This window comes from Anaerolentibacter hominis (assembly GCF_032380675.1).
In the GTDB taxonomy this organism is placed as follows: domain Bacteria; phylum Bacillota; class Clostridia; order Lachnospirales; family Lachnospiraceae; genus Anaerolentibacter; species Anaerolentibacter hominis.
In genome coordinates this window covers 1472232-1487251 of the sequence record NZ_JAWDIX010000001.1, presented here as the reverse complement: position 1 = coordinate 1487251, position 15020 = coordinate 1472232, and the positions used below count along the sequence as shown (strand labels likewise).

Sequence of the window (15020 nt, the reverse complement as noted above, 5' to 3'; positions counted from 1 at the left end):
CAGCGGATGAAAAAAAGAAACGTTTTTGCCAGGCTGCGGCGCTTGTCTGTATTCCTGCTTCTGGCCTGTCTGCTCACAGCAGGTATTGCTCCGGCAGGTAGTATGGCGAAAGAAAAAGCAGAAGGAATTTCTATAAAAATTACCAAATACTCAGGTGAGAGTGTTTCGGCGGCAAATAAATCAGGCAAGGCGGTAAAGCTAAGAAAGAACATGAGGGTTTATGACGGCTATACGATCAAGACCGGCTCTAAAAGCTATGCCTACCTGTCTCTGGATGATAAAAAGGCAGTGAAGCTGGATGAAAATACGGAAGTCGAAATCAAGAAGCAGGGCGGTAAAAATGAAATCAATCTTTTGAGCGGAGAATTGTTTTTTAATGTGTCAGAAAAGTTAAAATCGGATGAAGCCGTGACAGTTCGGACTTCTAACATGGCCATGGGTATTCGGGGCACCTCCGGAATCGTATCTTCACGGGCTTCGGTAAATCAGAATGGTTATCAGGCCGGGTCCGAACAGTGTGTACAAATCTATGACGGAAGCGGTTATATTACCTATCAGGGTAAGAACGGTCAGAAGGCTGTCACTCTGAAAGCAGGCAGACAGTTTATGTTAAGCCCTGGAAACGGGCAGCAGATTGAGGGCGTTACAAGGAAGCTTACTCCGGATATGATTCCGTTCTTTGCAGGTCAGGAAATACTGGGAGATTCTTCTCTGATGAACAGAGTTCAGGAAGGTTCAGGCATTACGGAGGCTGAACTTAAGAAGGCTCAGAAGAAGGCGGCAGAGCGGGAAAAGGAGGAAGATAAGAAACTTCTTTTGCTGCAGGAGCAGGAAGCGGAGAGGCTGGAAGATGATAAGAATATAAATTACAGCGGAAACAGCGGCCTGGAGGCTGATTTAGGAGAAGAGCGCAAGCCGGAACAGCCGGAAGTTCTGCCATTCTATCCTGGTACGACAGTGCCGACAGAGTATACGATCACGATAGAAAGCGTGGATAGGGATAATCCTTTCCCAATTAATCAGAATATGCTGGATGAAGGTTTTAACCAGTGTCCGGATATTAAGCTGGTCGGAGCGGCCGGCAGTCAGGCGGTGTTCAACGGCACGATTGACATTCCTTCCGGACATACCCTGACGATTACCGAGAATGTTACGCTTCTCAGCAATAATGATACAAGCCTCACCAATTATGGCACGATCCGCAATGAGGGGATGAATTCCCTTCATGTGCAGGGAAACTTTAATAATGAAGGGACATTGGTCAACATCGGTGCATTATATCTGGAAGATACCAGTTCGGCGCTGACTAATAACGGCTCTATCCAGAACTCCGGTAATATGATAATAGAAGGTACCAGCGTCACGTTGACGAACAATGACGTGGTTCAAAATTCAGGTTCCATAGAGGTGAAAAAGGGTACACTGCTGAACAATGGACAGTTTCAGAATAACGGTACCATGAAGATAAAGGAAGGTACATTAACAAATAACGGCCAGGTGCAGAATAGTGGCACACTCCGGAACTTAAGCGGAACAATTGACGGTAATCCGGCCGATATAACCGGCAATGCAGTGGAGGAGTATATAATGCTCTATCTGGCCGGCCTTGATCCAACTGATCCAACAGGAAGTATAGAATACGAGTATTTGCCAGGTACGGCAATGGATCTGGAGGGTATTACACTGCCAAGTACATTCACAGGTTGGGATAAGTCTCTGGATGATATTTTAAATAATTCAGGGATATCCGGAACGGCAGAGAGGACTTTAACTGCAACAACAGACAGGAAGGCTACGGTAACCGTCGATGGCTGTGAGAAGGGATTTGATACCTTTGCAAATGCCCTTATTGAGGTAAACAGCAAAGAAACCTCCAACGCAATGACGCTGCGCTTAAAAGAGGCTGCCATTAGCAATTCAACAATTACATTTAATGGCGATAATACCTGTGTTGATTTCTCAGGTTATACACTGACCTTAGATTCCAATTCAACTATCATTAATCAGGGAACACTTACTTTAATGGGAGGATCTGTTGAAACATCATATAATACAGGCAATATCTTTTTGCTGAATAATACAGGAAACTTAATAATGGAAGGACTTCATGCTAAAGTCACAATCAGCGGGATCGCCGGTGGATGGGCAGCAGAGCAGAAAGGTGGTGTTATCTCCACCAGTGGCAGTTGTACCATAAGGGATTCTTCTGATGTATCCGTTCTCTGTGAAAATCCAAGTGTTCCAGGTACTAATAATGACAGCTACGCAACCGGAGTTTATATCACCGGAGGAAGCTGCAAACTGGAAGGTGGTTCCAGAGTATCAGCCACAACAGATTCTTCAGCCGCAAAATATTATCAGGCTGTGGGTATTCTGATGAATGGTGGGGCTTTTGAATTATCCGGAGGTTCTATCAGCACCAATAGTTTCGGGACAATTGGAATATGGGCCCGGACAAATAGTTCCTCTGCAAATTTGTTGTCAGGAAGTATAACGTCGGATGGTAATCAAAGTGCGAGAACAAAGGATAGTACAGGTAACCCCCTGGATACCTCAAATATTGATCCGCCAACCTTATAATTTCTAAAATTCCCCACTCTCTCAGGTATAATGGCTGTGCCCCTTTCATATAGTTAACTAAGATTCGTGTCAAAGTAAATTATATGGAAGGGGTATTTTTATGGAAAGCTTTAACGTATATAAAGATATTTCCGACCGGACCAACGGTGAAATCTACATCGGTGTAGTGGGCCCTGTCCGTACAGGAAAATCGACTTTTATCAAACGTTTTATGGACTTGCTTGTCATTCCCGGCATTGAGGATGTACATGAGAAGGAGAGGGCGATCGACGAGCTGCCTCAGTCGGCAGCGGGACGCACCATTATGACCACCGAACCCAAGTTCATACCAAAAAAAGCGGCCGAAATCGCCATGGATGAGGACACCAAGGTGAAATTCAGGCTGATTGACTGCGTGGGCTATATGGTGGACGGAGCGGCTGGACACAGCGAGGGAGATAAAGAACGTCTGGTTAAAACCCCATGGTTTGACGATGAAATACCGTTTACAAAAGCGGCGGAGATCGGTACCAGAAAAGTAATTAATGAACACTCTACAATCGGAATCGTGATTACCACGGATGGCAGTTTCGGAGAGATTGAGAGAAGCTCCTATGTAGAACCAGAAGAAAAAACCATTAACGAGTTAAAGAAAATCGGAAAGCCCTTCCTGATCCTTCTGAATACCGATAAGCCTTATTCGAAGGAAACATTAGAGCTGGCAAAAAGTCTGGAAGAAAAATACGGAAATACCGTGCTTCCTGTGAACTGTTCCCAGCTGAGACGGGAGGATATTACTAAAATCATGGAAGAAATTCTGTGGAATTTCCCATTGAAATCCGTTCATTTTTACATACCTCAGTGGGTAGATATGCTTCCGGTGGAGCATCCCATCAAGGAGGAACTGATCGGCTTTGTAAAATCCATTCTTGCCAATGTATCCCGTATGAAGGATGTGAGAGAAGCGCCCAAACCGGAAAATGCCACTTATATGAAGAACTGCAAATTATCCGGCATCCAGATGGAACAGGGAAATGTCAGCTTTCTGATTGACCTGGATGATAAGTATTATTATGAAACGATCAGCGAGATGGTGGGTATTCCTCTGGAGAGCGAGTATCAGCTCATTAACGCGCTGAAAGAACTGGTGGAAATCAAGACCTCCTACGAGAAAGTCAGCGACGCCTGCGAGGAAGTGCGCTTTAAAGGTTACGGCGTTGTGACGCCCAGCGAGGATGAGATCCAGATTGAACAGCCGGAAATCATCCGCCATGGTAATAAATTCGGCGTCAAGATTAAGGCTACCGCTCCGTCTATTCATATGATCCGGGCAAACATCGAGACAGAAATCGCCCCGATTGTGGGCAGTGAGGAACAGGCTGCGGATCTGATCACCTATATTGAAGATACGGCGGCCAACAATCCGGAAGGGATACTGGACACCAATATCTTTGGTAAATCCATCAAACAGCTGGTTGATGAGGGAATCCGCAATAAAGTTTACAAATTAAACGAGGAAAGCCAGACAAAACTGCAGGATACGATTCAGAAAGTAGTAAATGATAATAACGGCGGATTAGTCTGCATTATAATTTAATTATGCTGGAATATACCGGCACGCGCTGCGGGTAATGATTTGAGTGCGGAGGGGCAGCGGATGTCTTTCCGCATTTTTTATCATGGAAGTAGATAAGACTCCGGCGGATTGCAACGCCGCACAGATGTATTATGTCATGCAAAGCATGACGTGCGGCTCGCAGCAAGTACGCCGAGGCGTACTTGAATACACAGGGAAGTTCTCCAAACTTTTCTAGTGAGCCTGCCCGCTTTGTTCGAATAAATGTTCTCTCTGCGGCCCCGCCTGGTGAAATTATTTCGGTTTTTAACATACTCTTGACAAATTTACCGTTAATTGTTACAATGACATAAAGTTATTTAATAATTTTGTAACAATTGACCTTTCAGGAGGATGTTTATGAATAGAAAATTTACTGGTATTGTATCTCTTACGCTTGCGGGTTTGCTTACTATTACGGCCAGTGATATTTATGCGGCCGGGGCGGAAGCGAGATTAGCAGGTGAGATGCCTCTGGCAGGGATTTCTCTCACATTGGATAATCAGGTGATTGCTTCAGGGATTGAACTTCTGAATCTTAAAGATGCCGGTGCTCCAAAGACACAGCTGCTGGGAATAACAGACGGCGTCACAGGTTTGGACGGTACAGATGAAACAGCAGATAAGAATCAGACAAATGATACGAAATCTTCCCAAGAGGAAGAAACATCAGATAAAAACAAAGTAAAAGCCGCTTCAGGAGAAGGGATGGATATTGCGCCGGTGGAGGAAGATCCCGGTCAGGCAGAGGGGCAGGAAGAGCCGAAAGAAGAAGAAAAGCCCGCAGGACCCGTGGAAGAGGATGATTCCCGCTGGGAGAACTGGGGAATCGCCAAGGTGGATAATTATTTAAATATCCGGGAAAAACCCAGTGAAGAAGGCAAGATTATCGGCAAGCTTCCGAAAAATGCCGGCTGCTACATCAATGAAGTGACAAAGGATGGCTGGGCCAAGATTAAATCCGGCAAGGTAAGCGGCTATGTATCCACCGATTATCTGGTCATGGGGGATGAAGTTCCGGCTATGGCGAAGAAAGTCGGTACCCAGATGGCGATTGTCACCACCGAAACATTGTTTGTAAGAGAAGAACCCAATACAGACTGTAAGATCCTGACCATGGTTCCGGAAGAGGAAGAACTGGAAGTCATCAAGATCAAGGACGGCTGGGTTAAGGTTTATGTAGATAATGATAAAGGCTGGGTTTCAGCAGAGTATGTGAAGCTTTCTTATGAGCTGGATAAAGCAGTATCAATCAAGGAACTAGAAGTAGGCGACGGCAGCAATAATACGACCACATCGCTGCGGGCGGATATTGTGGCTTATGCGCAGAAGTTCCTGGGCAACCGTTATGTATACGGAGGCACGAGTCTGACAGGCGGTATCGACTGTTCTGGTTTCACGATGCGTGTGTATGAGCATTTCGGCTATTCGATACCGAGGACATCCACCACACAGGCCGGAGCGGGAACGACCATCAGCCTTGGAAGTATCAGACCGGGCGATCTGCTGTTCTATGGAAACGGCTATGGCATCAGCCATGTTGCCATTTATATCGGGAACGGACAGATCATACATGCCAGCAATCCAAGAAGCGGAATTAAGATTTCAAACGCCTATTACCGTACGCCGGTTAAGGCCGTTAAAATCATTAATGATTAATGTAAACAGGAATTTATTTCAGGGGTGTTGTAATGAGAAATTCTCTTACAACATCCCGTTTTTGTTATTTAATTAGTTCTCATTTTAAATGGATTATGGTATACTTACTCCTGTATGAAAAGTAGAAAAAGGACAAAGTCCGACATAGAAGGGATACATCGTATGAAATTTTTACTTGCGGCTCTGGCCGTTCTCCTGTTTTTGATTATTCAGAGCATAATAGAGGCAAAGCGACGGGAAAAACAGCTGGAGAACCGGCTCCTGGCAAACTGGGGAGAGGTGCCCGATGAAGGCTATAACGATGTCAAGTGGGAAGCTTTAAAACAGTTCTGGCTGTCCAAAAAAGCTTCTTCTGCTTTTATAGATGATATAACCTGGAATGATCTGGAGTTAAAGGAACTGTATATGCGTATGAATGCCACAGGTTGTGCGATGGGAGAAGAGTATCTTTATGCCATGCTGCGCAGTCCTGAGACTGATGAGGATGTTCTTCTTGAGAAGGACCGTCTGATTGAATACTTCGGTGAGCGTGAGGATGAACGGCTGTTTTTGCAGAAGAACTTTCACCAGATGGGCAAACTTTCCAAGTATTCCATCTATCAGTATATGAATTCCGAGCTGGTTGAAAAAGACCGTACCTGGTTTCACTGGCTCTGTCTCTTCGGTCTGCCGGCATCCCTGTTTTTCTGTTTTGTAAATGCAGCTGTGGGTATTCCGCTGACGGCTTTCTTTTTATTCAATAACGTATTCAGCTATTATAAGAGGAAAAGCGTCATTGAGCCCTATTTCCAGATCTTCTCCTATATTATCCGGATGTTAAATTCTCTGGAAAAGATTGATAAGAAAAATATCCCGATTCTGGCCGGTTACCAGGATAGCATGCGCCGGTGTCAGCGTGCCTTTTCCTCCTATAAGAGGGGGTCCTTTCTTGTCTTAAGCGGCGGCAGTATGGCGGGAAGCATTGAAGATATCCTGATGGACTATCTGAGAATTCTTTTTCACATAGATCTGATTAAATTCAATTCCATGCTAAAACAGCTGATGGCGCACCGGGACGAGGTAAATGAAATGTACCGGATCATCGGTCTGCTGGACAGTTCCATTGCGGTTGCCTCCTTCCGGAGGCAGGTGGATTCGTTCTGCAAACCAGTATTTGCGAAAGATAAAGGCGCTTATTTGAATGCTGTCCGGATTTATCACCCTTATCTGGACGAACCTGTGGCCAATTCGATCTGTGCCGACAAAGGAGTGCTGGTTACCGGCTCCAATGCTTCCGGCAAATCCACGTTCTTAAAGACAATCGCCATTAACGCAGTGCTGGCACAGACCTGTTATATGGTGCTGGCGGACAGCTATGAAGCCTCTATGTTCCGGATTTATTCTTCTATGGCACTGCGGGATGATCTGCTTGGCGGAGAGAGTTACTATATGAAGGAGATACGCTCTCTGAAACGGATTCTGGATGAAGCCGGGCAGGACGGCCCTCCGCTTTTGTGCTTTGTGGATGAAGTCCTGCGGGGGACTAATACACTGGAAAGGATTGCCGCGTCCTCTGAGATTATGAAAAGCCTTTCGCGACCTGATGTTTTGTGCTTTGGGGCCACCCATGACACGGAACTGACCCAGATTTTATCTGCTTACTATGATAATTATCATTTTGAAGAGCAGGTCAGCGATAATGATATTTTATTTGATTATATCCTGCATCCGGGCAATTCCAATGAGAAGAACGCGATTCTGCTGCTGGGTATTATGGGATATGATCCTAAAATTATTGAACACGCCAGGGAAAACGCCAATTATTTCCTGAAAGAGGGTTCCTGGCGGATTCTTCAGAAGTGACAAGGAGTTTAGACGATGATGGAAGTTACTATTTATACAGACGGCTCTGCCAGGGGCAATCCGGAGGGACCGGGCGGCTACGGTACAATATTGTGCTGTACGGATTCCAGAGGGACGGAACATATCCGTGAATATTCCCAGGGATATGTGAAAACCACCAATAACCGGATGGAGCTTATGGCTGCCATTGCCGGACTGGAAGCTCTGACCAGACCCTGTCTTGTCACGCTGTATTCGGACTCCCAGTATCTGGTGAAAGCCTTTAATGAGCACTGGATCGACGGCTGGATAAAAAAGGGCTGGAAGCGGGGCAAAAATGAGCCGGTCAAAAATGTAGATCTGTGGAAGCGGCTTCTTCAGGCGATGGAACCCCATAAGGTTCAGTACTGCTGGGTCCGGGGGCACAACGGGCATCCGCAGAATGAACGCTGTGACGAGCTGGCTACTGCGGCCGCGGATGGGGACGATTTAATAGAAGATAAAGTAGAGGTATAACATGAACGAACCAACACCAATGATGAAACAGTATCTGGAAATTAAGAAACAGTATGAAGACTGTATTCTTTTTTATCGTCTGGGCGATTTCTATGAAATGTTTTATGAAGACGCCCTTACAGCTTCCCGGGAACTGGAGATTACTCTGACGGGGAAGAACTGCGGGCAGGAGGAACGGGCCCCCATGTGCGGTATCCCCTATCATGCGGTGGAGGGCTATTTAAATAAACTGGTTCAGAAGGGGTATAAAGTGGCCATCTGTGAGCAGACAGAAGATCCCAAGACGGTGAAAGGAATTGTGAAACGTGAAGTTATCCGTATCGTTACTCCCGGAACCAATTTAAATACACAGGCTCTGGATGAAGGACGGAATAATTATCTGATGGGAATTATCCTGGAGGATGGACGGTTCGGCATCTCCACCGCCGACGTGACAACCGGCGACTATGTGGTCACGGAGGTGGAAGAAGAAAAGAAAGTCCTGGATGAAATCAATAAGTTCACACCGTCGGAAATCATCTGCAACGAGGAATTTCTGAATTGTTCCCTGGATTTTGAAGATCTGAAGTACAGACTGAACATTTCTTTTACAAAACTGGAACCCTGGTATTATGACAGGGATCTGTGCCGGAAGGCTCTGAAGGATCACTTTCGTGTGGCGGCGCTCCAGGGTCTGGGACTCACCGACTACACCGCCGGGATTTTAAGCTCCGGAGCTGTCCTTCAATATTTGCTGGAGACACAGAAAAACAGTCTGGAGCATCTGATCCGTCTTGTCCCTTATGAGACCAACGACTATATGATTCTGGACAGCTCCACGAGAAGAAATCTGGAACTGACAGAGACACTTCGCGAGAAGACCAAGCGGGGATCTCTGCTGTGGGTGCTGGATAAGACGAAAACGGCTATGGGCGCCAGACTTCTGCGCAATTATATCGAACAACCTCTGATCAACCGGGAACGGATGGAAGAGCGGCTGGATGCTATAGAAGACTTAAACAACAATATGATGCTCCGGGAAGAACTGCGGGAATATCTAAATCCCATCTATGATCTGGAGCGGCTCATCGGCAAGGTCAGCCTGAGAACCGTAAACCCCAGGGATTTCATCGCGTTGAAATCCTCTCTTTCCATGCTTCCCTATATACAGGATATCCTTGGTAATTTTAAATGCAGCCTGCTGACAGACTTATTCCGACAGATGGATACCCTGGAGGATGTATACAGGAAAATCGACAGTGCCATTGAGGAAGAACCTCCTATTACGATCCGTGAGGGCGGCTTCATCAAGGAAGGCTATGACGAGAATGTGGATAAGTTCCGGAAGGCTAAGACGGATGGAAAGACCTGGCTGTCCGAACTGGAAGCGAAAGAGCGGGAAAATACCGGCATCAAGAATCTTAGAATCCGCTATAATAAGGTGTTTGGCTATTACCTGGAAGTTACGAATTCTTACCAGGATCTGGTGCCGGAGACCTGGATGCGCAAACAGACGCTGGCCAATGCGGAGCGGTACATAACGCCGGAATTGAAAGAACTGGAAGATATGATTCTGGGCGCGGAGGATAAACTCTACGCCCTGGAATATGATCTGTTTCAGAAGCTGCGTGACAGTGTGGCTTCCCACATGAAACGGATACAGGATACGGCCAGGGCACTCGCGAACCTGGATGTCCTGGTATCCCTGGCCTATGTGGCGGAACACAATCAATTTGTCCGTCCACAGATCAATGAAGAAGGTATTATAGATATCAAGGACGGCCGCCATCCGGTTGTCGAGCTGATGATTCCAAACGATATGTTTGTGGCGAATGATACTTATCTGGACGGGGAAGCCAATCGGGTGTCTATTATTACAGGACCCAATATGGCCGGAAAATCCACTTATATGCGCCAGACTGCCCTGATTGTTCTCATGGCCCAGATCGGTTCCTTTGTGCCTGCCTCCTCGGCTTGCGTAGGAATCGTGGACCGGATATTTACCAGAGTGGGGGCTTCGGACGATCTGGCATCCGGGCAGAGTACCTTTATGGTTGAGATGACGGAGGTGGCCAATATCCTGCGGAATGCCACCAGAAACAGCCTGCTTATTCTGGATGAAATCGGAAGAGGCACCAGCACCTTCGACGGACTGAGCATTGCCTGGGCGGTGGTGGAACATATCGCCAATCCCAGACTTCTGGGGGCAAAAGCACTTTTTGCCACTCATTATCACGAGCTGACCGAGCTGGAGGGCAAACTGGACAGTGTGAATAATTACTGTATAGCCGTCAAAGAGCAGGGCGATGATATTGTATTCCTGCGCAAAATCATGAAGGGCGGGGCAGATAAAAGCTATGGCATTCAGGTGGCAAGGCTGGCCGGCGTCCCAGAAAATGTGCTGATCCGGGCGGGAGAGATCGCAAAAAAGCTCAGTGAAAATGACGTGATGGAAAAAGCCCGTAAAATACAGCTGCAGGAGGAGCAGCAGCTCTCTCTGTTTGATCCGGACTATGCTCCGGATGTCTCCTATCTCCATCAAATAGACTGGAAGGGCGAAATTATCGACGAGCTTCTGGAAATTGACCTGAATAATACCACGCCTATGCAGGCGTTGAACCTGCTCAGCGGGACATTACATAAAATCCGTGAAAAGAGCAACAGCTGATAATAAGGAGGCTGTATCGTGAGAGAAATAGAACTGTTAGATGAAGCTACAGTCAATAAGATAGCTGCAGGAGAAGTAATCGAGCGCCCAAGCGCCGTTGTAAAAGAACTGGTGGAAAATGCTGTAGACGCAGGTGCTACGATGGTCACAGTGGAAATAAAGGAGGGCGGTATCAGCTTTATCCGTGTCACAGACAACGGAAGCGGTATCCCGAAAGATGAGATCCCCAAGGCCTTTCTCCGCCATGCCACCAGTAAAATCCGCACGGCAGCCGACTTAACCGGGGTGAAAAGTCTGGGCTTCCGCGGCGAGGCTCTTTCCAGCATCGCGGCGGTGGGAATGGTTGAGGTCATCACCAAGACCAGGGAGTCGCTGACCGGAATCCGTTATCTGATTGACGGGGGAAAAGAAAAGGGCCTGGACGAGATCGGATGCCCGGAGGGTACTACTTTTCTGGTACGGAATCTGTTTTTTAATACACCTGCCAGAAAGAAATTTCTGAAAACTCCCGTGACAGAGGGCAGCTACATCGGGGAACTGATGGAGAGGGCGGCTCTGTCCCATCCGGAGATTTCCTTCAAATTCATGAATAATAATCAGCTGAAACTGCATACCACGGGAAACGATGATCTGCAGAGTATCATATATCATATTTACGGGAGGGAAACTGCTAAGAATATCCTTCCTGTCCATGTGGAGGGAGAGGGGATCACCATTGACGGCTTTGTGGGAAAGCCTGTGGTTTCCAGGGGTAACCGTGGCTTTGAAAACTATTTTGTGAACGGCCGCTATGTGCGCAGCAATATCATCAGCAAGGCAATTGAAGAAGCCTTCCGCCCGTATCTGATGAATCACAGGTATCCGTTTAGTGCCCTTCATTTTACCGTGGACGGAGCCATCGTAGACGTGAATGTTCATCCCACCAAACAGGAAGTGCGGTTTGACGATAATGTAAAGCTGTATGATCTGGTTTACCAGGGTTTAAAAGAGATTCTGGCAGGCAAAGAATATATTGTAGACGCGGGCGAGGACCAGCCGGAGAAGAAAGCGCCGATAAGAGAAGAGCATGTGGAGCCTTTCGAAACCCGCAGAGAGCGGAATTTTGTCGCAGAGCGAAAGCCGGACTATCATGCCGCTCCCCGGAAAGAGGAGAGAAAGACCGATTTAAGACTCCCAGATCCGGAACAGTTAAAACCGATTGCGGATACGGAAATCGGCAGGGTTTATATGGCAGCGAACGGACTTCATACCGACGACAGGAAAGTCCCGGAAACACCGGCGCCGCAGAAAACAGAACAGATCGGGCTGTTTGAGGAAAAGCTGCTGTCGAAGAAAGCAAGAGACCGCTTCCAGATTATTGGACAGCTCTTTGCTACCTATTGGCTTGTCCAGTATGAGGACAATCTGTTTATTATTGACCAGCATGCCGCACATGAAAAAATATTATATGAGAAAGCGGTACAGCGACAGAAAAACAAAGAATATGCCTCCCAGCTTCTGGCTCCGCCTGTCCTGCTGTCTCTCTCCATGCGGGAAGAAGAGGTACTGGCACGCTATCGTAAGATGCTGACCGGAATGGGCTTTGAGATCGAATCCTTCGGCGGGAGAGAATACCAGATCAGAGCAATCCCTGCAGATATGCTGGGCCTTAACAGTACGGATATTCTAACCGAGCTGATCGATACTCTGGCAGAGGGGGACGGCACAAAGCCGGAGACACCGGAATCCGTCCTGGCGAAGCTGGCTGCCCTGTCCTGCAAGGCGGCGGTAAAGGGCAATCAGACGCTTTCTTACACAGAAGCGTTTGCTTTGATTGACGAACTGCTGGAACTGGAAAATCCATATCACTGCCCCCATGGAAGGCCGGTCATTATTTCCATGAGTAAATATGAGCTGGAGAAAAAGTTTAAGAGGATAATTTGAATCTATGAGAAAGGAACCATTAATTATTTTGACAGGACCTACAGCTGTGGGGAAAACGGCTCTCTCCGTCAGACTGGCACAGCTGATCGGCGCAGAGATTGTCTCCGCCGATTCCATGCAGGTTTATAAAAGGATGGATATCGGAACTGCGAAAATCAGGCCGGAAGAGATGGGCGGGATCGCCCACTATCTGATTGATGTGCTGGAACCCTCCCGGGAATATAATGTCGCGCGTTTTCAGCAGGATGCCAAAGACGCTGTCCGCAGCATCCATGCCCGAGGGAAGATACCCATTATTGCAGGCGGCACGGGGTTTTATATTCAGGCGCTGCTCTATGACATTGACTTCTCTGAGGAACCGGAAAACGAGATCCGCGCAGAGCTGGAAACCCTGGCCGGGGAAAAGGGCGAACAGTACCTCTATGAGATGTTAGTGGAAGCGGACCCGGACTCGGCTAAGATCATTCATCCGCACAACAGAAAGCGTGTCATCCGTGCACTGGAGTATTTCCGGATCAACGGCAGACCTATTTCTGCCCATAACTGTGAACAGAGGGAGAAAGAATCTCCTTACCGGTTTGTCTACTTTGTATTGTCCGACGATCGGACAAAGCTGTATGAGCGGATCGACAGGCGTGTGGATCAGATGCTGTCCGATGGGCTGGTACAGGAAGTCCGGTCACTCCTGGATGAAGGCCTTGACCGGAATCTGACTTCCATGCAGGGACTTGGCTATAAGGAAATCGCTGCCTATCTGGCGGGTGAATGTACGCTGGAAGAGGCTGTCTATATATTGAAACGGGATACCAGGCACTTTGCAAAGCGGCAGCTGACCTGGTTTAAACGGGAGCGGGACGTCACCTGGCTGAATAGAGAAGACTACCGGTCAGAAGATGAAATATTGGCCCGCATGGCCGCCGTATTAAAAGAGAAAGGAATAGTAACGGATTTCTAAACGGGGAAATTCGGGGAATACTGAATATGGAACAATTAGACCAGTTATATGGAGAATTGACAATACAAAAAGAGGTGCTGGAATTCGGCAGAAAGATAGAGGATTCGTTAAAGGAACACTTCGCGGAAATTGACCGGACGGCAGAGTACAATCAGATGAAGGTCATACGCGCCATGCAGGAGAACCGTTTGAGCGAAGCCCATTTTGCCGCCACCACCGGCTATGGATATAACGATATAGGAAGGGATACGCTGGAGGCTGTCTATGCTTCTGTATTCGGCGCCGAATCGGCTCTGGTACGGCCTCAGCTTACCTGCGGCACCCATGCTCTGACGGTAGCGCTCTCTGCGATGCTGCGGCCGGGAGATGAACTTTTGTCCCCCTGCGGAAAGCCCTATGATACGCTGGAAGGGGTAATCGGGATCAGGGAATGTCCCGGTTCGCTGAAGGAATATGGTGTCAGCTATGCCCAGGCGGATCTTCTGCCGGATGGCAGTTTTGACTATGATACGATTCGGACGCTGATTCATGAAAATACCAAAATGGTAACGATCCAGCGCTCCAAGGGTTATGCCACACGCCCCACCTTTTCCGTGGCGCAGATCGGAGAACTGATTGCTTTTGTAAAGAGTATAAAACCGGATCTGATCTGCATGGTAGATAATTGTTACGGAGAATTTGTAGAACTGACCGAGCCCTCTCAGGTCGGGGCCGATCTGTGTGTGGGTTCTCTGATTAAAAATCCCGGAGGCGGACTGGCCCCCATCGGCGGATATATTGTGGGAAAAGAAAAACTGGTGGAGCAGTGTGCATATCGTTTGACCGCGCCGGGCCTGGGGAAAGAAGTAGGAGCAACGCTGGGCCTTAATCAGCCGTTTTTTCAAGGATTATTTCTGGCGCCGACCGTTACGGCAGGCGCTCTGAAAGGAGCCGTCTTCGCCGCCAGCTGCTATGAACATCTGGGTTTTGCGGTTGTGCCGGGGGGCAGTGAGGACCGGCATGATATCATCCAGTCCGTTGTACTTGGTTCTCCGGAGGCGGTCATTGCCTTCTGTGAGGGGATTCAGGCGGCTGCTCCTGTGGACAGCTACGTCCGTCCGGAGCCATGGCCGATGCCCGGTTATCATTCGGATGTGATCATGGCCGCCGGAGCTTTTGTCTCCGGTTCCTCTATCGAGCTGAGCGCTGACGCTCCGATTGAACCGCCCTATGCGGTCTATTTTCAGGGCGGCCTGACCTGGTACCATGCCAAACTTGGAATCCTGATGTCTCTGGAAAAGTTATATGAAAAGAATTTGATTGCGTTGTAATTCCATGTAAAATAT

At 47.8% G+C, this 15020-nt stretch carries 9 protein-coding genes; all 9 read left to right on the top strand.

Annotated elements, in window-relative coordinates:
• The first annotated feature begins 6 nt into the window (after positions 1 to 6).
• The 9 genes from ABCW47_RS06860 to ABCW47_RS06820 all read left to right on the top strand — a co-directional run bounded on the left by ABCW47_RS06860 (position 7) and on the right by ABCW47_RS06820 (position 15005).
• Positions 7 to 2580 carry a FecR domain-containing protein gene (locus ABCW47_RS06860; RefSeq protein WP_343209112.1) on the top strand — a complete coding sequence of 858 codons (2574 nt, stop codon included), beginning with the start codon at positions 7 to 9 and terminating at the stop codon, positions 2578 to 2580.
• 100 nt (positions 2581 to 2680) lie between these two features.
• Entirely contained in the window at positions 2681 to 4156 is a 1476-nt protein-coding gene (spoIVA, locus tag ABCW47_RS06855) for a stage IV sporulation protein A (RefSeq protein WP_343209111.1), read from the top strand.
• Positions 4157 to 4534: 378 nt separating this feature from the next.
• Positions 4535 to 5833 (top strand): C40 family peptidase, encoded by a 1299-nt coding sequence (locus ABCW47_RS06850; RefSeq protein WP_343209110.1) that lies wholly within the window; start codon positions 4535 to 4537, stop codon positions 5831 to 5833.
• Between the two features lie 162 nt (positions 5834 to 5995).
• Complete coding sequence (locus tag ABCW47_RS06845) at positions 5996 to 7675, top strand: MutS-related protein (protein WP_343209108.1); 1680 nt, start codon at positions 5996 to 5998, stop codon at positions 7673 to 7675.
• Positions 7676 to 7693: 18 nt separating this feature from the next.
• Positions 7694 to 8170, top strand: a complete 477-nt coding sequence (gene rnhA, locus ABCW47_RS06840; RefSeq protein ID WP_343209608.1) for a ribonuclease HI — start codon at positions 7694 to 7696, stop codon at positions 8168 to 8170.
• A 1-nt stretch (position 8171) separates the two neighbouring features.
• Positions 8172 to 10817 carry a DNA mismatch repair protein MutS gene (gene mutS, locus ABCW47_RS06835; RefSeq protein WP_343209107.1) on the top strand — a complete coding sequence of 882 codons (2646 nt, stop codon included), beginning with the start codon at positions 8172 to 8174 and terminating at the stop codon, positions 10815 to 10817.
• An 18-nt stretch (positions 10818 to 10835) separates the two neighbouring features.
• Positions 10836 to 12740, top strand: a complete 1905-nt coding sequence (gene mutL / locus ABCW47_RS06830; RefSeq protein ID WP_343209106.1) for a DNA mismatch repair endonuclease MutL — start codon at positions 10836 to 10838, stop codon at positions 12738 to 12740.
• Positions 12741 to 12744: 4 nt separating this feature from the next.
• Entirely contained in the window at positions 12745 to 13695 is a 951-nt protein-coding gene (miaA, locus tag ABCW47_RS06825; protein ID WP_343209105.1) for a tRNA (adenosine(37)-N6)-dimethylallyltransferase MiaA, read from the top strand.
• 26 nt (positions 13696 to 13721) lie between these two features.
• Positions 13722 to 15005 carry a methionine gamma-lyase family protein gene (locus tag ABCW47_RS06820; RefSeq protein ID WP_343209104.1) on the top strand — a complete coding sequence of 428 codons (1284 nt, stop codon included), beginning with the start codon at positions 13722 to 13724 and terminating at the stop codon, positions 15003 to 15005.
• The last annotated feature ends 15 nt before the right edge of the window (positions 15006 to 15020 follow it).